This window comes from Exiguobacterium sp. s21, assembly GCF_018617975.1.
Taxonomy (GTDB): domain Bacteria; phylum Bacillota; class Bacilli; order Exiguobacteriales; family Exiguobacteriaceae; genus Exiguobacterium; species Exiguobacterium mexicanum_A.
The window spans coordinates 19,638-42,978 of sequence record NZ_JACSLF010000007.1 but is presented as its reverse complement, the minus strand read 5'-3'; the positions used below and the strand labels follow the sequence as shown (position 1 = coordinate 42,978).

The 23,341-nt window shown below is 54.3% G+C and carries 26 protein-coding genes and 1 tRNA gene; 20 read left to right on the top strand and 7 right to left on the bottom strand.

The window, feature by feature from the left end; translation table 11 throughout:
• Window positions 1-11: 11 nt before the first annotated feature.
• The 13 genes from KNP06_RS09475 to KNP06_RS09415 all read left to right on the top strand — a co-directional run bounded on the left by KNP06_RS09475 (window position 12) and on the right by KNP06_RS09415 (window position 10,668).
• The gene (locus KNP06_RS09475) at window positions 12-392 is read left to right on the top strand and encodes a phage tail assembly chaperone (protein WP_214788608.1); all 381 of its coding nucleotides are present in this window, start codon (window positions 12-14) and stop codon (window positions 390-392) included.
• Complete coding sequence (locus KNP06_RS09470) at window positions 392-601, top strand: hypothetical protein (protein ID WP_214788605.1); 210 nt, start codon at window positions 392-394, stop codon at window positions 599-601. Before KNP06_RS09475 ends, KNP06_RS09470 begins: the two co-directional genes overlap by 1 nt.
• The gene (locus KNP06_RS09465; RefSeq protein ID WP_214788602.1) at window positions 602-2,194 is read left to right on the top strand and encodes a hypothetical protein; all 1,593 of its coding nucleotides are present in this window, start codon (window positions 602-604) and stop codon (window positions 2,192-2,194) included.
• 4 nt (window positions 2,195-2,198) lie between these two features.
• Window positions 2,199-2,747, top strand: a complete 549-nt coding sequence (locus KNP06_RS09460) for a hypothetical protein (protein ID WP_214788599.1) — start codon at window positions 2,199-2,201, stop codon at window positions 2,745-2,747.
• 11 nt (window positions 2,748-2,758) lie between these two features.
• Window positions 2,759-3,013, top strand: a complete 255-nt coding sequence (locus KNP06_RS09455; RefSeq protein ID WP_214788596.1) for a hypothetical protein — start codon at window positions 2,759-2,761, stop codon at window positions 3,011-3,013.
• Window positions 3,010-5,031, top strand: coding sequence for a M23 family metallopeptidase (locus KNP06_RS09450; protein ID WP_214788593.1), 2,022 nt, complete (start codon window positions 3,010-3,012; stop codon window positions 5,029-5,031). Before KNP06_RS09455 ends, KNP06_RS09450 begins: the two co-directional genes overlap by 4 nt.
• Window positions 5,032-5,042: 11 nt before the next feature.
• Window positions 5,043-5,507, top strand: coding sequence for a hypothetical protein (locus KNP06_RS09445; RefSeq protein WP_214788591.1), 465 nt, complete (start codon window positions 5,043-5,045; stop codon window positions 5,505-5,507).
• On the top strand, window positions 5,485-6,600 hold the full coding sequence (locus KNP06_RS09440; protein ID WP_214788588.1) for a baseplate J/gp47 family protein: 1,116 nt from the start codon (window positions 5,485-5,487) through the stop codon (window positions 6,598-6,600). The genes KNP06_RS09445 and KNP06_RS09440 overlap by 23 nt, the downstream gene beginning before the upstream one ends.
• Window positions 6,597-7,178, top strand: a complete 582-nt coding sequence (locus KNP06_RS09435) for a putative phage tail protein (RefSeq protein WP_214788585.1) — start codon at window positions 6,597-6,599, stop codon at window positions 7,176-7,178. Before KNP06_RS09440 ends, KNP06_RS09435 begins: the two co-directional genes overlap by 4 nt.
• Before the next feature lies 1 nt (window position 7,179).
• Window positions 7,180-7,485: a hypothetical protein gene (locus KNP06_RS09430; RefSeq protein WP_214788581.1), complete on the top strand. Its 306-nt coding sequence runs from the start codon at window positions 7,180-7,182 to the stop codon at window positions 7,483-7,485.
• Window positions 7,482-9,176, top strand: coding sequence for a glycoside hydrolase family 55 protein (locus tag KNP06_RS09425; RefSeq protein WP_214788578.1), 1,695 nt, complete (start codon window positions 7,482-7,484; stop codon window positions 9,174-9,176). Before KNP06_RS09430 ends, KNP06_RS09425 begins: the two co-directional genes overlap by 4 nt.
• A 332-nt stretch (window positions 9,177-9,508) precedes the next feature.
• Window positions 9,509-10,039: a phage holin family protein gene (locus tag KNP06_RS09420; RefSeq protein WP_214788575.1), complete on the top strand. Its 531-nt coding sequence runs from the start codon at window positions 9,509-9,511 to the stop codon at window positions 10,037-10,039.
• A complete protein-coding gene (locus tag KNP06_RS09415; RefSeq protein ID WP_214788573.1) occupies window positions 10,036-10,668 on the top strand; it encodes a M23 family metallopeptidase in 633 nt (210 codons plus the stop codon). Before KNP06_RS09420 ends, KNP06_RS09415 begins: the two co-directional genes overlap by 4 nt.
• Before the next feature lie 37 nt (window positions 10,669-10,705).
• On the opposite strand, the gene KNP06_RS09410 is transcribed toward KNP06_RS09415, so the two are convergent.
• Genes KNP06_RS09410 through KNP06_RS09400 form a run of 3 tightly spaced genes read right to left on the bottom strand, consistent with a single transcriptional unit; the run spans window position 10,706 to window position 11,405 of the window.
• Complete coding sequence (locus tag KNP06_RS09410; protein ID WP_214788570.1) at window positions 10,706-10,930, bottom strand: hypothetical protein; 225 nt, start codon at window positions 10,928-10,930, stop codon at window positions 10,706-10,708.
• Window positions 10,927-11,202 carry a hypothetical protein gene (locus KNP06_RS09405; protein WP_214788567.1) on the bottom strand — a complete coding sequence of 92 codons (276 nt, stop codon included), beginning with the start codon at window positions 11,200-11,202 and terminating at the stop codon, window positions 10,927-10,929. The genes KNP06_RS09410 and KNP06_RS09405 overlap by 4 nt, the downstream gene beginning before the upstream one ends.
• 44 nt (window positions 11,203-11,246) lie before the next feature.
• A complete protein-coding gene (locus KNP06_RS09400; RefSeq protein WP_214788564.1) occupies window positions 11,247-11,405 on the bottom strand; it encodes a hypothetical protein in 159 nt (52 codons plus the stop codon).
• A 195-nt stretch (window positions 11,406-11,600) separates the two neighbouring features.
• Between KNP06_RS09400 and KNP06_RS09395 the strand changes: the two genes are divergently transcribed.
• Entirely contained in the window at window positions 11,601-12,770 is a 1,170-nt protein-coding gene (locus tag KNP06_RS09395; protein WP_214788561.1) for a tyrosine-type recombinase/integrase, read from the top strand.
• Between the two features lie 128 nt (window positions 12,771-12,898).
• On the opposite strand, the gene KNP06_RS09390 is transcribed toward KNP06_RS09395, so the two are convergent.
• The 4 genes from KNP06_RS09390 to KNP06_RS09375 all read right to left on the bottom strand — a co-directional run bounded on the left by KNP06_RS09390 (window position 12,899) and on the right by KNP06_RS09375 (window position 16,738).
• A tRNA-Thr gene (locus KNP06_RS09390) sits at window positions 12,899-12,969 on the bottom strand.
• A 110-nt stretch (window positions 12,970-13,079) separates the two neighbouring features.
• Window positions 13,080-15,458, bottom strand: a complete 2,379-nt coding sequence (locus KNP06_RS09385; protein ID WP_214711042.1) for an immune inhibitor A domain-containing protein — start codon at window positions 15,456-15,458, stop codon at window positions 13,080-13,082.
• Window positions 15,459-15,602: 144 nt separating this feature from the next.
• Window positions 15,603-16,388 carry a class I SAM-dependent methyltransferase gene (locus KNP06_RS09380; RefSeq protein WP_214711043.1) on the bottom strand — a complete coding sequence of 262 codons (786 nt, stop codon included), beginning with the start codon at window positions 16,386-16,388 and terminating at the stop codon, window positions 15,603-15,605.
• Window positions 16,389-16,426: 38 nt separating this feature from the next.
• Window positions 16,427-16,738 (bottom strand): hypothetical protein, encoded by a 312-nt coding sequence (locus KNP06_RS09375; protein ID WP_021067357.1) that lies wholly within the window; start codon window positions 16,736-16,738, stop codon window positions 16,427-16,429.
• Window positions 16,739-16,919: 181 nt separating this feature from the next.
• Here KNP06_RS09375 and KNP06_RS09370 point away from each other — a divergent pair, with 181 nt between their 5' ends.
• The 6 genes from KNP06_RS09370 (at window position 16,920) to KNP06_RS09345 (ending at window position 23,302) form a co-directional block, all read left to right on the top strand.
• Window positions 16,920-17,783, top strand: a complete 864-nt coding sequence (locus tag KNP06_RS09370) for a cation diffusion facilitator family transporter (RefSeq protein ID WP_214788558.1) — start codon at window positions 16,920-16,922, stop codon at window positions 17,781-17,783.
• Window positions 17,784-17,869: 86 nt separating this feature from the next.
• Window positions 17,870-18,346 (top strand): GNAT family N-acetyltransferase, encoded by a 477-nt coding sequence (locus KNP06_RS09365; RefSeq protein WP_138859460.1) that lies wholly within the window; start codon window positions 17,870-17,872, stop codon window positions 18,344-18,346.
• 47 nt (window positions 18,347-18,393) lie between these two features.
• Window positions 18,394-19,383 carry a LacI family DNA-binding transcriptional regulator gene (locus KNP06_RS09360; protein ID WP_214711045.1) on the top strand — a complete coding sequence of 330 codons (990 nt, stop codon included), beginning with the start codon at window positions 18,394-18,396 and terminating at the stop codon, window positions 19,381-19,383.
• Between the two features lie 110 nt (window positions 19,384-19,493).
• The gene (locus KNP06_RS09355; RefSeq protein WP_138859458.1) at window positions 19,494-20,438 is read left to right on the top strand and encodes a carbohydrate kinase family protein; all 945 of its coding nucleotides are present in this window, start codon (window positions 19,494-19,496) and stop codon (window positions 20,436-20,438) included.
• Window positions 20,435-21,865 (top strand): sucrose-specific PTS transporter subunit IIBC, encoded by a 1,431-nt coding sequence (locus tag KNP06_RS09350; protein ID WP_214788555.1) that lies wholly within the window; start codon window positions 20,435-20,437, stop codon window positions 21,863-21,865. Before KNP06_RS09355 ends, KNP06_RS09350 begins: the two co-directional genes overlap by 4 nt.
• 18 nt (window positions 21,866-21,883) lie before the next feature.
• Window positions 21,884-23,302 carry a sucrose-6-phosphate hydrolase gene (locus KNP06_RS09345; protein WP_214711046.1) on the top strand — a complete coding sequence of 473 codons (1,419 nt, stop codon included), beginning with the start codon at window positions 21,884-21,886 and terminating at the stop codon, window positions 23,300-23,302.
• The last annotated feature ends 39 nt before the right edge of the window (window positions 23,303-23,341 follow it).

The following is a 23,341-nucleotide window of genomic DNA, read 5'->3' as shown; positions in this document are numbered from 1 at the left end:
GAGGACCACACATGTCAAAGGTATCGATTCGAGAACGGTTGCTGAAACGAAGCAACGAACAAGCGAAAACATCGCTCAAACTCAAGGGCATCGGTGAGGTGGACGTACACGGCATCGAACCGGATCGCCTTGCTGAACTTCGTCAACTTGCCAAGAAAGACGACAAGTTCGACAGCGAATTGTTCCAAAAGTTGAATATCGCAGAAGCGGTCCACATCGACGGCGAGCGTCTCATCAACCTCGCATTGAAAGAAGAACTCGGCATCATGGACGACGGCGTACTCGTCGACAAGTTGTTCCGTGTCGGGGAACAAGACCGCATCCTTGAGGCTTTCGCTGAGCTCATGGGCTACGGCAATCCGGAAGAAGAGGTTGAAGCGCTAAAAAACTAATGTCGGGCCGTCTCGCGGACGGGGCACCGCTCAAGGACGAGGCGCCCGATGATTTGTTTTACATGCACCACCTATTCCGCTTACAGGGCATCCCGCCGCACGAGGTGGAACAGTGGGAGCCGGGCTGGAAGCGAGTCGCCTACGTCTCGATTGGCTTGCAGTTAGAAGAAGAACATAGACGGCTCTCGGCCGGGATAGGGGTGATATAAGTGGCAGAAAAACGCTATACGGCGATATTCGACGCGAAAGACCGCGTCAGTCCGGCGATGGACAAGATTGCGAAGTCGACGGACCGCGCCCGTGATGCAAAAGGACGCTTTTTAAAGGCGACGGAACAAGCGGACCGCGCCCAAGACCGGATGACACGATCGACGAAGCAACAGACGACCGCCATCGACCGCATGAGCCACTCGGCACAACGGGCAGAGCGTCATATCCGCTCGCTCGGTGACAAGGGGGTCTCGGCAACACGCGGACTCCTCGGCAACATCGGGCGTTTGGCAGGCATGCTGACGAGCCTCCCGTCCCTTATCGCAGGGGCAGGGGCGGCGTTTGGTGCCTGGAAGCTCGGTGACGCGGTCATCGGTGGGGCGCTACAGCAAGAGATGGCACAGACGCAACTACGCGGCCTCTCAGGTAGCGCGGGCGTCGGCGATGCCATCTACGCCATGCTCAAGAACGAGGCGCAAAACTCGACGTTCTCGACGTCGGACTACACGCAGGCAACACGGTCCTACCTTGGCTTCTCGAAAGACCAGGGGCAACTCGCTAGTATGCTCGACGTGACGAAAAAACTCGCCTTGCTCGACCCGGTGCAAGGGTTCGAAGGAGCGTCGTTCGCTTTGAAAGAAGCGATGAGCGGGGACATCATGTCCCTCTCGGAGCGGTTCGAGTTGCCGAAGTCATTCCTCCGTGACAACGGGTTCGATTCCAGTGGTGACTACTTGACCAACCTCGGCGCCGTCCAGAAGACGCTCGAACAGATGGGCATGACGGATGACGCGGTCGGGGTCTACGAGAGTACCGGCATGGCACAGATCACCGAGTTCCGCAACAAGTCGAAAGACTTCCTCGGGCAGATGGGCATGGACGCCGTCGAGGCGATGAAACCGTTCTTCGAGCGGGTCAACGGCTTCTTCGGTTCCCCGAACGCGAACAACTTCGTCAACACGATGACGGACAAGGTCGGTGGGCTGTTCAAATCACTCGCAGACGGCGCGTCCACTATCGCGTGGAGCGACATCGAGAGCGGGTTGACCTCAAGCGGTCGCTTGCTTCGTGAAATCGGCGAGACGGGCCTCGTGTTCATGGATGCGATGAGCGGAGGCAAAGGCGGGTCGCCTGTCGAGGTCATGAACAACTTCGCGGATTCAATCGGTACAATGGCGGACAAAGTTGGAACATTTAATCAAGAATTACGTGATATGTTCACCTGGATGGAAGACTCGGGATTTAACAAGGCGATGAACGGCATCACCGACTTCCTCGGGGGCAACCCGAGCGAGAATGGACAACGAAAAGGGCTTGTCGGGTGGGCGTATGACGGTTTGACGGAAGGTGACTGGTCCACACGTCGCTCGGTCGACGGTTCACACCGCGCCGGTCTCGGTCACGTCCCTTACGACGGCTACACGGCGGAGTTGCATCAAGGCGAGCGCGTGCTCAACGCGTCGGAGAATCGGCAGTACAACAGCCGCCCGACCGATGTCTCGATACAGATTGCACAGATGCACGTCCGCTCCGAAAAGGATATTCACGCGGTCGGCCAGGAAATCGTGCGCCAATTGCAGTTAAGGATGTGAGGATATGGCAAAAAGCCCGATCAACGTTGAAATCAGCTATTACAAGAACGTGCCGAAGAAGGTACGCCAGAAGGTCCCTGTGCGGCGCAAAGTGAACGGACGCTACGTGACCCGCTACGAGTACCGCACCGTCACCAAACAGGTCATGACGCAGTTCTCGCGCATCCTCCCGGTCACGCCGGAAGAGATTGACGTGAGCTGGGAACGCTCGATTACGAACTCTGAGACGCTCGCCCTACGGACGTATACGAAGCCGGGGGCACTCCGTCCTCGTGAGATTCGACTCAACAGCTTCTTCACGTCGTCGCGGCAGTACGGCTTCACCCAGACGGACAAGCTATATCAACCGTACGAGATTGCAAAGTGGTTCGACGACCGCCTAAAAGGAACGGCGTACCCGATACAAGTCAAAATCACAGGCCTCGGGATTCGGGGCTATTACCATTTACAACAGTTCACATACAAGACGGAGGCCGGCACGGGCGACCTGCCGTACAGCATGACGTTCACCGAGCGCGGGCTGCCGTCCGTCAAGACGACCAAAATCAAGTGAGGAGGGAACGTATGGGCAGACAATGGCAAGACGACCTCGTAGAGGTCATCCGTGAGATTGGGGCACAAGAGACCATCCGCCTCATCGAAGGGTCTGTCAGTGGCGTCTCTCCGCTCCGGTTTCGTCCGTCGAACGGCGAAGGGGGCGCGGTAGATGCCTCGTGGAGCCACACTGTGGCCGATGACGCCTCGACGGGTGACCGGGTGCTCGCCCTGCATGATTTGACGACCCAACGCGTCTATGTGATTGCGAGGTTGTCGTCATGAGTGCGAGCGTCTACTACTATCATCGCAAGAAAAAGATGCGCTATGAGTTGACACCTGTCGTCACACGCGTTGACATCACAGGTTCGGTGGACCGCTACTACCGGAGCGCCTCCATCGTCATCGCGGACAAGCAGAGCGTCCCATACGATACAGGGGAGCGGGTTCGGGTCTTCTCGGACCAACGCCTCCTGTTCGACGGGCGCGTGTTTCGCGTCGAGGACACGGATCGCGGGGTCACGCTAACCTGTCACGACAACGCGTATTACTTGCTCAAAAACATGGCGCAGGTGAGTTACACGCGCAACAACGTCGACAAGGCGAACCAAAGCGCGACACTAGCCCGCATTTTTACCGACTTATGTCGCAAGAAGCGTATCAAATACGGCTATGTGGCCAAGACGAAGCACATCTTCAAAGACGTCCAATTTTTCGGACAGGACATCCAGACAATCTTGCAGACGCTCATCGGGATGGAACGACGGGCGACGGGGCGCAGCTACTACATCCGGGCCGTCGGCGAGTCTTTGGAACTCCGCGAACGCGGGGCGCTGAGCGGCGTCATCATCGACACGGACACGACGTTTAGTCTGAGAGCGACCCGAAACGCGGAGGACTTATATACCTCGCTCCGGATTCAAGGCACCGAGACACGCGAGATTATGAGCGAGGACAAGGCACCGACGAACGCGCGGGGCATCAACTCGGCCAACTATGACGGGGTCGACGGGACGGAGTACCAAAGCGGTTTCCGTGCCCGACTCAAGAACTGTGACCGTTGGGACAGCCTCATCACCGAGGTGGCCAACGCGAAGAAAGTTGACCCGCTGCTCATGAAGATTATCGTCATGCTCGAGTCGAGCGGGAACCCGGACGCCATTTCAAGTGACGGGGCCGGCAGTCTTGGACTCACGCAGATCACACCGGGCAACGTCGGCATCTATGTCAACCCAGCACGCCTCCGCGATCCGAAGTATAACCTCGAGATGTTCGCTGAGATTTTACTCGGGCCGAAACAAGCGGTCGCGAAACGCCTTGGACGCAAACCGTCCGTCGTCAACATGGCGCATTTCTGGAACGGATGGCCTGTGTCGCACGGCGAGGGAGACGGACCGTATGGCAGCACGGTACGGACCATCTACGCCGGATTTGGGGGTGACCCCGACAAACTCTTCACGGACACCTCGGGTTCGGGGAGCGCGAAAGAACAGCCGGAAACGAAGCAGACGTACACGTACCAACGCGGCGACACGGTCAGCAATCCCGCGCTCGTCAGCAAGGTCGGCTTGATGACCAAGACCGTCACCGTGAACTACACGGATGAGGCGGACTTTAAGCGACAGGTCAAGGCGCTCCAAGCGTCCATCAGAGAAGACCGTAGCGCGGTCGTCTCGCTCGTCGGTCATTCGGTTGGCGTGGCCGGGCGTAAAGTCCAGTTTAACCGGAACACCGTCACCAATGGCACCTGGTACATCCGTGACGACTCGCATCAACTTAGCGCGAGCGGGCACATCATGACGCTGACGTTGTCGCTGTACGACGAGACGCCGGAACCGGAATACGTGCCGCCAAAAGAGTTGGCCGAGACGGTCAAACCAAAACCGGACGCGAAGACATTCATTCAACCGGCACTCGGTCGCGTCTCCCAAGGCTACGGGGCGGCAAGCGGGGCGTATGGCTATACGTTCCATAACGGCATCGACATCGCGGCACCAGTTGGCACACCGATCAAGGCGGCCGCGTCCGGCAAAGTCGTGCTCACGCGCTCAACGGGCGCCTATGGCAATCGCATCATGCTCCAACACAGCATCAACGGGCAGACGTGGCACACGAACTACGCCCACTTGTCGAGCATCGGCGTCAAGGTCGGGCAGACGGTGACGCAAGGGCAGACCATCGGCAAGATGGGCTCGACGGGCAACTCGACCGGTTCGCACTTACATTTTGAGATCCATCGCGGGGCATACGTCTATTCCGGTTCCCAGCCGGCGAACACGGTCAACCCGCGCAACTACTTCTAGGAGGTGACGACATGTTAGAAACGGATGTATTCGACGAGATACTGGACGGCATCACCGACGAGGTCGAGGAAAGGGCGGACATCACGACCGGTTACGGGCCTCGCGTTTGGGGCGTCGACTGGTCGAACGGACGTCTGTATAAGGCGCAACCGGAGCGGACGCCACTCGAACGCGTCGTGAAGTATCTGCTCACGCCTCGCGGACAGGTCGAAGTCTACCCGCAGGCGGGTGGCTTCTTCGATGAGGGCTACGGATCACTCATCTGGACACTGTACGGCGAGACGTTTGTGAGCAACGAAGAGGCGCAGAGCGCGTTCCAAGCCATCTGCGACGAACTACCGGCCAAACTCGACGGCATCGAGCGTGTCGTGGCCGAGAATACACGGATTGACGGCGACCGGGTCTACACGACCATTCGCGTCGTCACCGACAACGGAGAGGAGCTGACGGCAAATGACATCGATGTTACCGAGTGATTTCGTCCCGATTGATGTCGAGGACGTCGAAACGATCCACAGTCGCATGCTCGAGGTCATCCAAGAGGTTGACCCGGACACAGACGTCCAACTCGGCAGTCCGGCATGGGACGCGACCCGACCGGGCGCACAAGAATTACAGGACATCCAACAACGTATCGTCGACGGGGTGCTCGCGACCATTCCCGCGACCAGTTGGGGCGTTTATCTCGACGAGCTCGTGAAAGAGGCGGACATCGAGCGGAAAGGCGGCGGGGCGGCAGAAGGTGCCGTCACTTTCGAGGCGTTCAGCTTGCTCGACGTCCCGGAAGGTACCGTCCTCTTGACGGAGGCGGGCTTGCGCTACCTCACGACCGAGGCGGTGACGGTAAGTCCACCAACGGAGCAGGAAGACCCGGACAACCCGCAACCGGGACTCGTGACGGTCAATATCGTCGCGGAGGCAGAGGGTGCCGAATACAACGCCCCTCCGTTCTCAATTCGCTTCATCGATCGTGCTTTCGAAGGTTTGGTGACCGTCATTCAAGACGGGGCAGTCACAGGCGGGTACGACGCGGAGACGGACGAGGAATTGAAACAACGCTATTTCCTGCGCATCCGCAACACATCGGGCGGCGGCAATCGGAAAGATTATGAGAATTGGGCGCTCGAAGTGGAACAGGTGTCAGCAGTCAAGGTATTCGCGGCTGACCCGTCACCTGGGAGCGTGACTGCGCTCGTCTGGACGAAAGAAGGAACGCCGTCGGTCGAACTGCTCGACGAGGTACGCGACAAACTGAACGAACGCGCCTCGCTGATCGCGAACAACGTCGTGCTCGCACCGTCCACGTTAGCCATCAATATCAGCGGGACGCTCACGGTCATGGAAGGCTATGACCCAGTGGTGATTCAAGCGTTGTATGAAGAGGGCGTCACGGACTACCTCAACAGTGTCACGTTCAGCGGGAACCCGGTGCGGTATACGGAGCTATTGAAACTACTCCTTGACATCGAAGGCGTCATTGACGTGACGAGCTTTCTCGTCAACGGGGCAACGGGTAACGTCGTGCTCGGCGAGAAACAAGCAGCCATTCTCGGGACGGTGACGTTATGAGTCTCGACGCAACAAGTTTAGACCGGTTGGAGACGTACCTAGACATCTCCGCTCCTTACTGGCGCGACAACAGAGACATGGTCGCCATCTTCTCGTCTTACGCCTCGCTCATCACGGGTGTCGAGATGATGGTGGACGACTATTTGATTAACGAGCGCCTCGTCGAGTCCGCGACCGAGTGGGGGCTGCACATCATGGAGACGCAGTACGGACTTCGGGTTGAACCAGCTTATTCGCTTGATGATCGGCGTGCCCAAATCCTCGCGGCGAAACGGAAAGACAATTTTGCGAACGAGTCCCGATTGCATAGCGTGGCGGCGGCCTTGGGTTTAAAGGTTGAACTTATCCGAAACGCGGACGGGTTCGTTTTGGAAGTCGATATCATCGGCGAGGACAAACCGATTGACGAGGGGCTTCTGTACAAGACGTTCCGCGAAATCATTCCGGCGTTCCTCGACCTATTGTATCGCGTCAAAATCAAGGTCGATCTCGTCTTCGAGCACGTCTTGATTCTCAACGAGGTACGCGCACCATTACTCAATACCGTCCGTATGCAGACGACGCCAGGAGGGCTGTAAGATGCCAAGCATGTTTGAACCAACCTTATTGCAAGACGTCGCGCTTTATGTGAGCGGACGAGTGCATCGCGCGGCTTATGTCATCGACGGGAATGAATACAACGCGGATATCACCAAAAACGATGTGACAGGCACGAAATTGAACCTATGGGTGAATATCCCCGCGAATACGACAGGAATCACCCAACTCCGGTTTTATGACGTGAATAATGTAAGGGTATTGAACCGCCCGACCGTCATCGTCCAACGCCCGGGACGACCGACTTATGCCAGAATTGAAATTGATACGAAGGAGATGAGTCTATGACCCAAGAATTTTACGATCATGTTGTCCAACACCCATATCGTTTCAAACGGGTTCCGGTTGTTGGGACGACAGATCAATTCGACCTGATTCCGACGTGGCAAGAGAATCCGAGTGAAATCGTACAGCTCGGTACGCCGATTGACCGTCAACTTTTTAACGGAATTTCAACACAATTGACGGACCTGGCTATAAACGTCAAAACACTAGGGGTTCAAGGTGACGGGGTGACGGATGACACCGAAGCGATTCAAAACGCTTTAAACAACCATATGTCATTGTATTTCCCGGTAGGTGTTTATATCATCTCGCGTCCCCTCGTACTTTCGAGCGGTCATAAACTCACAGGCAAGTCTGCCCAATGGCAAGCGCCCGAACAGAGCACGACAATCCGCAAAGTTGGGAATGCCCTCCCGGTAACCCCGTTCACACGGACGGCACGGGCAGGGAGTCGGACGGACGACTACAATAAGGATGCCATCCTTATGATCGACCACGAAAACGGAAGTTACGCGATGGGTGTCGAACTCGAAAACTTCTATCTTGAAGGCGAACAAGCGAACCGGGTCGACTACGGGATTTACGCCCCGCGCACCGGCCTGTTGAAACTAAGCAACGTTCACGTTTATCACACCAAACACGTCTTTTTCACACACGACTCATGGTTAGCGAAATTAAACAGGGTCGTCGGGCGTTTCGGCGTCAACGGAATCGTCTTTAAGAATGATGGTTCAAACCTACTGACAGGCACGACGCTCGACATGCAAAACACATTCATGAGCTATATGGACGGGAACGGGTATGACATCTACGGCCTATATTATTCATCTTTCAGCAATTGCGGGGCCGATTACATTAGTGGGAAGTCCTATAAAATTGAACGAGCCGATATCACGATGAATGGATGCGGGACGGAAAACTCGAAAGAGGTCATCGATGTCTGGGCAGCGCGCGTCGTCGTCAACGGATTCAGAAGCGTGGCAATCACAGGTTCGACGACTGGTGAAACAGCGTACTTAAGATCCCGGACGGGCGGAAAGTTAATCTTTAACGCGTGCGAATTGGCAGCCATGACGAATCCAGGAACAACGTTCAACATGATTTGCGATACAGGCGGCAAAATCATTTTCAATGAAACGACACCCCCGACCGGAGGCAACGAATCTGTTTCGTATAGCGACGGCGCATATGTGCTCGAAAACAATGACGGTTTCCCACTCAAAAAGACCGCGTCCGGATTTGACAAACAAATTCCTAGCGCGATGAGCATCAACTCGAGCGCGGTTCGGAAAGTCGTGGGAGATAAAGTGACCAACACCATCACAAACCCACAACCGCTGTTCGAAGTCGACCCCGAAGTGAACTATCGGACGATCGGCATCGAGATGACGCTCTTTTTACGAGACGGGGAAGGAGACTCAGGCGCGGTCACGCAAAAAGTCTTGTTCAGCTTCATCCGAGATACTGCAGGTACCTTGCGTGACAACTTCCAGATCCTCGGAACTTCCACGGCTGCATTGTACGGGACGTTCACGACGGCGCCAACCTATCAAATCGTCCGTGACACGACTAACGGGAAGTGGACGGTCAACCTTGTGCATGCCCACGGGACGACAAATGTGAGCGTTGCGTTCGACCTCACGTTTTCGAATATGGGCTATGAAACGCAAGGGAAAGTAAAGGCGTTAATCTGATTTGCTATCGGAGGTTAGAGTAGTGGAAAGAGAACCATTAGCAAAAGAGATGGTAGAGTTAATCGAAAAACTGGAGACGTGGCACGAAGCAACAAAATCAGATTCAGAGGTAAACTCTTACATCGAGGATGCTTTAGAAACTTTGGTTAGGCTGTCAAAGAACCACTTGGATTAACGTCTAATCTACGTCACGATTGGATGATTAAACGATGAAATGAAATAACCGGAAGCGTCCCTCGGGGCGCTTTTTCGTTGTCCGTCACCCCACACAAGGAGGGTCACACTTATGCACACGACACAGCCCGTGACCCCATCACACAAGGAGGTCGCATATGCGTACACAACAAGCATTAGAAGGAGCCGTCGCTATCGTCGCCACGAGCGTCACGGCGTTGCTCGGGGGATGGGACGTGGCGCTTAAGCTCCTCGTCACCCTCATGGTCATCGACTACGTGTCCGGATTCCTAGCCGCGCTGAAGCACAAGCGCCTCAACTCGGACGTCATGTTCTGGGGCGGTATCCGCAAGGGTGTCGTCTTCGGCGTCATCATCATCGCCGTGCTCGCCGACGAGATGCTCAACAACTCGAACCCAGTACTCCGCACGCTCGTCATCTATTACTACATCGCCCGTGAAGCATTGTCGGTCACCGAGAACAGCGCCTTGATCGGCGTCCCGATGCCCGAGAAGTTGGTCGAGGTGCTCGCGCAATTGCAAGGTGACAAGCCCGAGCCGACGATTGACCGTATCGCACTGGACGTCGCCCCGCTCGATGAACAGGTGAAGCCCGTCAGCCGAGAGATTCCCATCGACAGTGAGCTCGCCGAGAAGGAAGTCATCGCCACGAAGGAGGAAGACAAATGACCGAGAAAGCCATCCTGCCACTCAACAACGCCCGCATCACTGCGGGTTACAAGAACGCCAGCTATCACAAGGCCATGGGCTTCAAGCATTTCGGTACCGATATGGCCGACTTGAAACGCAAAGATCTCGCCGTTTACGCCCCGTTTAAGATGAAGATTGTCGCCGTCGGAAACGATACGCTCATGGGCGGCACCATCATCGCCATCAGCGAGAACCCGATTGACGTTCATTACGGACCGAAGAAAGGCGCCCGTCGCCTTGTGGTCCGCATGGCACACTTGGCTAAAATGTATGTAAAGGTGGGTGACGTCATTGCGCCGGAAGATGCGAAGATTGCCGACTACGGAGCCACTGGCAAGTATGGTGGTTCTCCTCACTTGCACATCGAGCTCGACACGGACATCAACTACGCCGTGTATTCACCGACATTGGCCCGCTCGTCGAACATCTGGAAGGCCGGCACGGATTCCACCGTGAACCCGATGGACGTCTTCAAGGTCGACGCGACGGGTCAGCGCGGATATAAGCAAACGTTCAGCCATGCCAAGGCCTCGGGCGCTTGGGTACAGCCGGACGACAAGACGACGCTCGGGCTCGACGGTAAGGTCATCAAGTCAAAAGGCGTCTGAGCACGACGAAACCCCACTCAATCGAGTGGGGCTTTTTTTATTGCTCCAATTCAAACGGTCTCGAAAACCGCCCCGTCACGAAGTTCAGATACACGCCGACGACTTCACCTTCGCATTTGACGTGTAGCAGGATGCGCCATTTCAACATCTTCTCAATACTGAACATAAAATCGTTTGTTTCAAGTCCGCTTGCCAAAAGGTCACGGACCCACGCCAGTTCTTTCTCAGTCGCCCGACGCATTGGTTTCTTGTATCGCGTCATCCGAGCACTCCGTTCGCCTCGAGGAATTGTCGAAGCGAGCCTTTCTGTTTACCACGGTCCAAATGCCACATGTCGTCGAAGTGAGCCGGGTCGAAGTCGACGGCCGTCAATTGGTATGTATGCTCGTCAAGTGGCGTCATGACGACCAATGGGTGGTCAGGTCCTCCTAAGAAGACGTCGGTCTTGCCGAACGAGACGTACAGTTGTCGCGTTGCCCGATACTCGCCCCAGAGCGAGGCTGGCACGATTTGTTTGTCGATGATGGTCCACATAATAAATCCCCCATGTACATAATAAAAAGCCCTCTGTCGAGAGCCTATTTCGCCACACGTATCCGTTTATCCTGCGTCACGTACTTGGTGACCGAGCCCGTTTGCTCCACCGTCACCGCGTGCAGCTTGCGCAATAACTCCTCGACTTCCTTCGCCGTGCCTTGAATCGCCACTTGGGTCCCACCGATGACCGCGATCTTCATGACTCCCTCCTATCTAGTTGACTAGACGACCGCCATATACTTTTATTCCCGCATTATATAGAAGGAAAACCTTTCTTGAATCGCCAATAAATAGGAACAAACGTTCTGTAAAATGGTGTAAGATTGTAGAGGAGACGTGAGTGAGGTAGGATTGAATCGCTTACTCTCATGCACAGGCAGAGTAGGGGGATGATGATGAACATTCATTATGATGAGAAACGAAAAAAATATTGGACGCGCATCACGCTCGGGTATAACAATCAGGGCAAACGTATTCAAAAGAAGGTGTCCGCGAAGACGAAACGGGACCTGCAAACGGAAATCGGGCGCTGGATCAACAACTTTAAAGATGGCAACTTCGAAGAAGAGGTGACGTCGGAAAGAGAGATGTTGTTCTCCATGGTCGCTGAGGAATGGCTTTCTGAGCATGTGGCCGAGCTCGCCGTGAACACGCGTAACAGTTATACGTCAAGGATGAATCGCATCCTACAATCGTTCGCCTCGAGAGTCGTCCGTGAGATTAACACCCGCGACGTACGTCTCTTTTTGAACGGGCTACAGGATGAAGGATTGACACCAGAGACAGTCAACACGTACCGCAGTATTCTGTCGTCGCTGTTCTCGTACGCCGTCCGAAACAAGTATGTTGCGGAGAATCCGGTCAGCATCATCAAACAGGTACGGGCCGAGAAAAAAGAGATTCAAACACTCAACGCGCTGCAGCTGTCTTCGTATCTGGAAGGATGCAAGTCCCTGTCGGATGAAGACCACAACTACGGTAACTACACGTCACTCAAGGTCGCGGCCTTCACGGGTATGCGGATCAGTGAGGTTCTGGCGCTCCGATGGGCTGACATCGACTTCGACAAGGGCGTCATCCGGGTCGGGAGGTCACTTTCCTACAATACAAGGGAGAAATGCTACACGCTCGGCGGGACGAAGAACAACCGCGTCCGCCACGTGACCATCTCGAGCGACCTCATCCAGACACTCAAATGGTACAAGATGCAGTGGATGTTCCTCATGAAGCAACTCCGCAACGAGCCTGAGGAGCAGTTCAAGGACCTCATCTTCTTGACGGTCGAAGGGAAGCCGCGTCACCGCTCATATCTGCGACATTGGCACAAGCGCGTCCTGCGCCGCAAAGGGATGTCCGAGTCGTTCCGCATCCACGACTTACGTCATACCCACGCGACGCTGTTGCTCGAGCTCGGGGAGCATCCGAAGGTCGTTCAGGAACGTTTGGGCCATAAAGATATTAGTGTCACGATGGACATGTATACGCACGTCACGATGACGCTCCAGAAGCAGACGGCCGATCAGTTCGGTGCGCTAATGGATGAACATTCCACTAGAGACGCATGAACCGTTCGACAAACAAAAAATCATTCGACAATTGGCTACTGTGCACAAACTGTGCACGGGCAAAAGAAAAGCACCTCCTGTTATAAACAGGAAGTGCTATGAACCGCTTAGTTGAGCGGTATTATTGATGCCTCCGACGAGAATCGAACTCGTGCTGCAGCATTACCATTGCTGAGGTCTGCCACTAACCTACAGAGGCGGTTACATCTAGTATGTTACACAGTCTGTCATGAAATTTCAAGCTTTTTTAGAATAATAAGACCCCCGTCCTCCTCATTGTGAGAAGGGCGGGGGTGCGTTGAATCAAGCTTACTTCGTCCGGACCCAAACTGCTCCAGCCGAGTTGTCTTTCGCTTCGCCGACGACGTCGACGACGAGACCGTATTGTGGAAGTTTACGGCCCGCATCTGGGATGAGCGAGTTGATGTACGTGTTGGCGTCGTTGAACTGTTTCACGCCTGGTTGAGCTTTGTAGTCATAGATGCCACGGCTCGGTGAATCGATGTACCAAGGGAGCGTCTTGTCTAAGCTGAACGCCGCGTCTGCGATCTGGTAACGCGTGCTGCCAGCGACTGTGTCTTGACCGTTCAAATTGCCGATAAGTGCCTCAGGGTGCGAGTCGACGACACCGAGGAAACCTTCACCCGGATGGATGCCGACCCAGTTATCTGAGAACGAATCATCCGCATACCAGACAACGAGACCTGTGTTGTACTTGACGCCACGGCCGTTCAAGAGACCAGTGTCAGCCCCTTCATGGTTGCGCCATTCGAGGTAGTAGTAGTGCGGTTTCGTGTCATAGCCGTCCGACTTGACGAAGCCGTCGAGCGTGACTTTCTCTGCGCCTTCCGCATCGTCAGCGAGGAGCGATTGTCCGCTTGACGTAATCGACAAGTTGTCGAGGGCGAACCCTTCAAGGGCAAGACCACCGTCCGTCACGTATTCGAAGACGATTTGTACGTCTTGACCAGCGAACTGTGACAAGTCGTACGATTTGTTCACCCAAGCGCCGTTCGTCGATTCCGCACCGTTTCCAGTGTTGTCATCGCCGTAGACGTCAAGGACGACTTCTTTGCCGCCGCTAAGTGCTTTGACATAGAGGTAATCGTAGTCAGTCTCGACTTGGTAACGTGTATCGAAAGCAAGTGTACCGTCCGCTCCAAGTTTGACCGTCGGTGTCGAGAGTTCAGTATGCAAGTTATCGCCTTTTGTCGAGTAGTAGTAATACTCGCCGTATTCTGGTTCGATGCCTTTTACTTTCTTGTCTGGAAGGTTCACTTTCAACAATCCAGGGTTGGTTGATTTCGTCACCGATTGATCGAGTTTCGAAACAAAACCTTGTTGCGTGATGTCTTCAAGGTCGACTTCCGTGATGTTCGCCCAGTTGCCGCCCATCAATTTTTGGAAGTACTCTTTGTTTTGTGGCGAAAAGCTCGTTGGCTCTGTACCCGCCACTTTACCAGCCCAGCTGCCGCCGCTCATGATTGACCATGATTGGACCGGTTCGCCTTGACCTGTGTACTGTGTATCGTACTCATCTGGAAGACCGAGGTCGTGACCGTATTCGTGAGCGAAGACGCCGACTGCGCCGTCTTCCGGTTGAATCGTGTAATCGAATGCCGCCATTTGACCGCCCCAGTACGGGACGTCTGCTGTCGTTCCGGCTACGCGGTAAGGACTGTTGCCGACGACCCAACGGTGTGACCAGACTGCGTCATCACCGAGGACACCGCCCCCAGCTTCTTGGCCAGTACCAGCATGGATGATCATCAAGTGGTCGACCAAGCCGTCCGGCTCATTGAAGTCGCCGTCACCATCGAGGTCATAGAGATCGTATTCATCGTAATCTGCAAGGTTTAATCCTGACGCGACTGCCGCGTTCAACGTGTCTTTAACGAGTTGACGCGGACCTGGCCCGATGTTGTCATTCCCGCCGGCCGGATTGTCACCGCCGTAATCTTTCGCTGTGCCCGGGACGGTCAACCAGTCTGAGACAGTGCCGTCGACGGTGTAACTGCCGCCCGACTGTTCCTCATAGTACTGTTTGAACGTTTGGACTTTCTCACCGTTGAACAGTTCGAACGATTCGTCGCCGAACATGTATTGCTCGTAGTGTTCTTTACTAAAGTTGTCGCTATAGAGATAACCTTCTTCTTGAACGACGTTGTTATGTTTGAAGTCGCTGTACTCGACGAGAAGAACGAGGACTTTGTCTTCACGGACGGCGCCGTTATAGCCTGCCTGTTTGGCCGGGTCGACTTTGACTTGACCGTTCGGCTTGCCTTTGCGATAGTTCGCTTGTCCTTTTTTCGCTTTGTCGAGGAGACGTTTCGATTCTTTCTCGAATTGGTTATGTATCTTCTCTTTTGCTTTGGCTGCTTTTTTGTCTAACTTATCGTCGTGCTTATGGACGTCTTTCGCACCGCCTTGTTTCTTCTCGATATAGGCATCGACGGCTTTTTGGCGCTCGGTGGCCGAAAGCCCTTTTTTGATGACGCCTCGTTTCTCGAGCGCTTTAGCGAGCCGATCCTCATCGATGATGTTGTGATCGAATGGAGCGGTCGAGCTTGGGGTTGGCAACGGTGAGGCGGCGAGTGGAGCGGCACCGACGGCCGGGATCGCACTGACGCTCATGACCGATGTCAATGCGACGGCGAGCGTCGTACGACGGATGGAACGTTTTTTCATTTGTACTAACCTCCTGTGAAAATAATGGGATATTGTGTGAGCTTGAATCCAACGTTAAACTTGTGTCTGATTAATGTCAATATTCAGAAAATAATAATTTAAAAAAGAGACTTTCGTCCCGAATGGTCCTAAAGACCTAAGGGGTCAAGTCTCTACATCGATGATGCCGTAATGAAATTTGGATGTTTTACGAACAATCTTTTTAAAACCAAACGTTTCAAACGTCGCACTCTCAAAGTGAGCCTTTAGGACAATTCGTCTGGATGCAACACGACGGGCCTCCATCATGAGTTCAAGAGACAGCGGATTCGTGTTGGCGAGGGATCGTAATGGGTTCAAGTGAACCGATTCTGAAATCGTCTTTTCGAACATTGGGTCGAAGTAGACGACATCGAATGAATCGTCCGGGCATGTCTTCAAATAGGTGAGGGCATCCGTCCAAACGACCTCGAGCCGACGCATCGCCTCATTGACGGCGGGCTCTTTTTCTTCCCAAACGGTTAGCCCTTCCTTGACGAGCATCGCTGTGACAAATTCGCTCTCGATCCCGACGGCGCGACCCGACGGACCGACGGCATGACTGAGGACGATACTGTCGGAGCCGAGCCCGAGCGTACAGTCGAGGACCCGGTCACCCGGTTTGATTGCGGCGGCATCGACGAGCGGATCGTTCCCGCCACGCGCAAGCTGCTTCACACGGAACACCGAGCTCGATGGGTGGAAAAAGAACGGTTCATCTCCGGCGAGAGGGGTGTATTCGACGCGACGTTTATCAAATACGAGCACGCCGGCATGGTGACGTTGTTTTAACGTGTCGATGGAATGTTTGCGACGGGTGACGAAATGGGCGCCATAAGTCGCCGCATGGGCCTCGGCCCGTTCGATGGTTGCCTCAGTCGGGCGTAAACAAGTTGTAACGATATAAGTCATAGTTTCTCCTTACTGAAAAAATGAGACGCAGAAGCGTCTCATTTTTTCTTGCTGAGTAAATCCGATAACTCGTCGATGAGTGCCTTGTGGGAGGCAAGTTCTTTCTTCTTCTCGTCGTTCGGGTTAATCGGGCGTTTCGAGCGGCTCTGGAGCGCCTCGAGCGTTTCGTCGATTGACGATTTGAGCGTGTCACGATCTTCCGGCTTGAGGGTGACCTCATGCGGGTTTTCACCGCTTGCGTCGAGTTCGCGTAGACGAGCCATCAATTGTTTTGCTTCTCGGTTCAAATCAGCGAGCAATCTGTCAATTTGTTCCAACCGAAGCTTGATTCCATCACGTTCCGTAAACATTTGTTTCACCTCTTTTATGGGGATAACCCTGTTGTCTCTTCCCATTTACTTTACCATAATTTTCGAACAACGAAACCACCGGGAATATATTCCATTTTTATTGGCTGTGGGAAACACTGTTTCTCTATGCCCACATGAATCTCAACTGGTATACTGACTTAGCTAAAAAGGAGGTGGTCGGATGCAGTCGACAACTCATCCACCAAAAGCGCTTAAAGGCGCCATTTTATCGATCACGATGTATTTGGTCTTATCTGTATTAAAAGTCGTCTTCGGTTTGGTGTACAATTCGGAGGCCGTCCTCGCCGACGGATTCAATAATACGACCGACATCATCGCATCAATCGCCGTCTATATCGGCATTCGCATCGCCGCACTGCCCCGAGACGCCGAACATAAATACGGTCACGCCAAAATGGAGACACTCGCCGCGCTCGTCGCATCGCTGATCATGGTCGCCGTCGGGGTGTTCGTTCTATTGAACAGCATCGCCACTCTAATCGGTGGTGAATACGTCGAACCGAACCCGCTTGCTGCTGTCGTCGCGTTCTTAAGTGCACTTGTCATGTTCGGCGTGTATGTGTACAATTCGAACTTGGCCAAGAAAACCCGGTCGCTCGCCTTGAAAGCGGCCGCGAAAGATAATTTGGCCGATGCCATGATCTCGATCGGGGCTACGCTCGGCGTTCTCTTCGCTTACTTTAAATTGCCTTGGATGGATACGGTTCTCGCCGTCTTGATTGCGGGAATGATCATTCGGACCGCGATTCAAATCTTTCTCGATGCGACACATCAGCTCTCTGACGGATTCCCGCCGGATCTCGTCGATTCCTACGAAGAGACGATTCAGCATTTCGATGCCGTCAAGGAAGTGCGTGAAATCAAAGGACGTCACCTCGGTAACCATGTCATGCTCGATGTGACGATTGCCGTTGAAGGAAGTCTCACCGTCGAGGAGGCGCACGATTTGTGTGATGACATCGAACGGGAGCTCGACGAACATCATGCTGTCGATTCGGTCCATATTCACATTGAACCGGTCTGATTTCGGTTATCTTTTGCGCTTCACGCCGCCGTTCGTATATAATGAGTTTGGAAAGACTATGAGATAACTGTTAAGGAGGGCACGGGATGGAAATCGTGCGTCAACCTATTCGTCAGATTGATGAGATCGAATATGAGCATTTTAAAAAATATGGTCAAAGTTCTTACGGCATCTCAGCCGAAGAGTTAAAAGGCATCTTTGTCGAGATGGGGGCAGAGCAGGTATACTCGGCCGATGAGCATAGTTATGGGGAGGACTTCTATTATGATCTCCTCGTTGACGGGCAAATCGTCGGAAAAGTGTTGCTCTTGAAACTCGCTCGCGTCTATCAGCTCGATTTGATGGTGTTCGACGCCTTCAAGGGCAATGGCTATGCGACAGAAGGCTTGCGCCTCGCGCTCGAACAATCCGACTTAAGAGAAGGACATACCGTCCGCGCCGGCATCCCGCCGACGAGTCCACATCAGGAAGCGGTACGCCGTGTCCTTGAGAAGAACGGCTTCGAGAAACGGAACGGCCTTTACTATTTAAACTTTAAAAAGCGATATGTAATCAACCACTGAACTGACGGCGTCTGACGCGTCAGTTTTTTCGTATGGAGGTTTTACCGATGAAACAAGTGACAATCAACGACATCGCCAAACTGGCCGGGGTCGCCAAAAGTACCGTCTCTCGTTATTTGAACGGGGGGTCGGTCGGACAAGCGACACGCGAGAAAATCGAGCGGGTCATTCAAGAGACGAACTATGAACCGAACCAGTTTGCGCAAAGCTTAAAGTCGAAACAGACGAAAATGATTGGTGTCATCGTCCCTCGTCTTGATTCCTATGCGGCTTCGCGTACGATGATGGGCATCGACGAGCGGTTGACCGAGCGCGGTTATCAAATGCTCGTCGTCAACACGGCCCAACAGACCGAACGCGAGATCGAGCAATTATATAACTTGGCAAAACAGAAAGTGGCCGGCATCATCTGGCTCGGGACGACCGTGACGCCGCGGCACTTGAAGGCGATCAACGATATCCAAATTCCGGTCCTATTGATCGGTCAAGAGCATGAACAGGTCCATAGCCTCGTCTATCCCGACTACGATGCGGCGTTCGCCCTCGGTAAGCAGTTCATGGAATGGGGTCACCGTGACGTCCTATATGTCGGTGTCGGTCCATACGACATCGCCGTCGGACAGGCGCGGCGTGACGGTTTTCTGCATGCGTTCAAAGAAGCAGGCGCGAACGTAACGACGTATACGACGACGTTCAAAATTGACGACGCGATCCCGATTGGGGAACGGATTGCCGAGGCGACCGATGACGCGACGCTCATCGTCTGTGCGACCGACAACATCGCCTTCGGTGTCTTGAAAGGGCTCGCCAATGGTGGAAAATCGGTGCCGGTGGATATCTCGGTGAGCGGATTCGGCGGCTATGATTTCACCGAAGTGCTCCATCCAGCGATCACGACGGTGCATCTTCCATACCGTCGGACAGGGTCTCGTGCGGCTGACATGATTCTCCAATTGTTAACAGGCGAAACCATCCCAATGAAAACGTTCACAACTTTTGAATTAAAACTGCGAGAAAGCGTTGACATTTTAAATTAAATCGATTACATTTGTGTTGCGGAACCGGTTCCGCAACATTTTTTTATTCATTTTTGGAACCGGTTCGATAAGTGATACGAAGCACGACATTCAGACATGGAGGTGGACGGATGAACACCGTACATTGCATTGGTGAACTATTGATTGATTGGGTTTGCGAGGACGCATCGAGCGACCTCGTCAACGGGACGACATTCGTAAAGAAAGCAGGGGGCGCACCGGCAAACGTCGCGGCAGTCGTCAGTAAACACGGAGGAAATTCGAGTTTCCTCGGTCAAGTCGGGGCAGACCCGTTCGGACGATTTTTAAAACAGACGCTCGTCGACAACGGCGTCGGCGTCGAGAATCTAGTTGAGGAAGGTGACACGACGTTCGCGTTCGTGTCGATTCAAGAAGACGGGGAACGGGACTTCACGTTCCGCCGCGGTAGCGACGGCGATTATGCGTTCGAGTCGATTGATTTGTCGGCCTTCAAGCCTGGGGACATCGTCCATTTCGGATCGGCGACGGCACTCCTCGACGGTGAGTTAAAGAACGCTTATTTCAAACTGCTCCAGTTCGCCAAGCGTGACGGCCTGTTCGTCTCGTTCGATCCGAACTACCGTGACGCGCTTGTGACCGACCTCGAGGCGTTCAAACAAGATTCGCTCCACTTCATCGCCGAAGCAGACTTCGTCAAGTTGAGCGAGGAGGAAGCGCATTTATTGACCGGGCTTGACGATTTAGACGAAGCGATCGCGTCGCTTCTCGAAACGGGTGCGAAACGAATCGCCATCACACTCGGCTCGCGCGGGACGCTGATTGCGACGAAAGACGTCAAAGACGTCATCGCTTCAGTGAAAATTGAAAGCGTCGATTCGACGGGAGCGGGTGATGCCTTTGTCGGCGCCTACTTGTATCGCTTAGCGACTCTAGGCATCGATGACGACCGTTTACTAAAGGATATTGAATACGCGAACGTGACCGGCGCATTGACGTGCACGGCATACGGCGCGATTCCAGCCATACCAACACAACAACGCGTACTTGAAACGCTAGGAGGGAAACCAGCATGAACTACAGACAAGAAGCAGAAGCGATTTTAGAGGCTCTCGGCGGGAAAGACAACGTCGCCGCCGCGGCCCACTGTGCGACCCGGCTCCGCCTCGTCTTGAACGACGAATCGAAAGTCGACGAGAAGAAACTTGACGCCCTCGACGTCGTCAAAGGAACGTTCTCGACCGGTGGCCAGTATCAAATCATCATCGGTGCAGGTACGGTTAACAAGGTGTACGCTGAGTTCGCTGAATTGACAGGCCTCGGCGATATGTCGACAAGCGACGTCAAGTCGGCCGGCGCGAAGAAAGGCAACCCGCTCCAACAGTTCGTCAAAATGTTGTCTGATATCTTCGTCCCAATCATCCCGGCCATCGTCGCCGGCGGTCTCTTGATGGGGATCAACAACTTGCTCACGGCACCTGATTTGTTCTTCGAAGGAAGCTCACTCATCGATCAGTACCCAGGCATCGCCGATCTCGCCGCGATGATCAACACGTTCGCGAACGCCGCCTTCGTCATCCTGCCCGTCTTGATCGGGTTCTCCGCCGCCAAGCGGTTTGGGGGTAATCCGTACCTCGGCGCCGCGCTCGGGATGATCATGGTTCACCCGGATCTCGTCAACGCCTATGCGCAAGCAACGGTCGGTGATATTCCGGTTTGGAACATTCTCGGCTTTGAAATCGAGAAACTCGGTTACCAAGGACAAGTGTTACCGGTCCTCGTATCCGCTTATATCTTGTCGAAACTTGAAATCAATATTCGCAAATTCATGCCAGCATCACTCGATATCTTGCTCACACCGCTCCTCTCGCTCCTCATTACGGCGTTCGTCACGTTCGCCTTCGTCGGACCGATCACACGCGAAGCGGGTAACTTGATCATCGACGGTCTCGTTTGGACGTACGACTCACTCGGCTTCTTCGGCGGTCTCGTCATGGGTCTCTTGTACGCACCGATCGTCATCACAGGGATGCACCACAGTTTCATCGCCATCGAGACACAGCTTCTTGCCGATATCGCACGTACGGGTGGATCATTCATCTTCCCAATCGCAGCCATGTCGAACGTCGCGCAAGGTGCGGCCACACTCGCTGTCTTCTTCTTGACACGTGACCAAAAGATGAAAGGTGTCGCTTCAGCATCTGGGATCTCGGCACTCCTCGGCATCACGGAACCGGCAATGTTCGGGGTCAACTTGAAACTTCGTTATCCGTTCATCGCGGCCATCATCGGTTCAGGCGTCGCCTCGGCGTTCATCGTCGGACGTGAAGTCCTCGCCGTTGCCCTCGGTGCGGCAGGTCTTCCAGGGATCATCTCAATCGCACCAGCGTCAATCGTCTCGTATATCATCGGTATGGCTATCGCCTTCGCGGTTGCCTTCGGATTGACGTTCGTGCTCGCGAAACGCCAAGCGAAAAAAGAAGCAGTCAAACAAGCAGCATAATGAAAAGGAAGTGATGTTATGAGTTGGACGAAGGCAGAGCGTTACCGCTCGTTACGTGACGTGAGTGCCCTCGAGATGGAGACGCTCCGCACGAAGACGGCAGCTTCCCCGTGGCGGTTCGGATATCATATCCAACCGCCGACGGGACTCCTGAACGACCCGAACGGATTCACGTATTACAACGGGGAATATCACATGTTCTATCAGTGGTTCCCGCTCGGACCGGTACACGGTCTCAAACACTGGTATCATGTCACATCACCCGACCTCGTCACGTGGACGGACCGCGGGGTGGCGTTAGTCCCGGAGACGACCGAAGATTCACACGGTGCCTATTCAGGCAGCGGGTTCGTGAAAGACGGGGAACTCCACGTCATGTACACGGGCAATCACCGGACGGATGACTGGACGCGTCACGCCTCGCAAGTGCTCGGCGTGTTGCGGGATGGCAAGATCGAACGTCGCAATGTCGCGATTCCGGACGTGCCGGCCGGGTACACGGAACATTTCCGTGACCCGAAAGTGTGGCTCGAGGACGGCGCCTATTACGCCGTCGTCGGCGCACAACGTACGGACGAGACGGGTTGCGTCGTCTTGTATCACTCGGTCGACTTGGATGACTGGACGTTCCTCGGTGAAATCAAGACGGGACTCGATTCGTTCGGCTACATGTGGGAATGTCCCGACGTGTTCGAACTGAATGGGCAGCACGTCCTCGTCTTCTCGCCGCAAGGGATTGAACCGGACGGGCATCGCTATCACAACATCTATCAGTCTGGGTTCTTGATCGGCAAGCTCGACGTTGAGACGTTAACATTCACCCACGGAGCGTTCGAGGAGCTCGACTTCGGGTTTGATTTTTACGCCCCACAGACGACAGAACAGGACGGACGACGCGTTCTCGTCGGTTGGATGGGACTCCCTGAAATCGAGTATCCGACGGACCGCTTCGGTTGGGCCCACGCCTTGACGTTACCGCGTGTGCTCACAATTGAGGAAGGGATGCTCAAGCAGCGTCCGGTGGCGGAGATGACAACGCTTCGCAAAGACACATTCCTCGACGCGTCCGGCACATCAATCAGCGTCGCGACACCGGACCGGTATGAGCTTGAGGTGAAAACGGATGGGTCAGACTTCACGCTCGACCTGCTTCAGGTCGAGAATGAGTCACTCGTCATCCGTTACGACGCGACGGCAGGCGAATTGACGATCGACCGGACGAATGCCGGAGAGCCGTTCGCGACCGAGTTTGGCACGACACGGACGAAAGCGATTCATGTGACGTCGCTTCACGTGTTCGTCGACTCGTCAAGTGTCGAATGCTTCGTCAATGACGGTGAGGCGGTCGCCACGCTCCGCGTCTTCCCGAGCGAGCTCGAGAAACAGTTGCGCTATGAAGGCGCAACTGCGAGCCTGACCGGTTGGACGTATCAATAAGGAAGAGCTGAGCTTCGGCTTGGCTTTTTTGTTTACCTA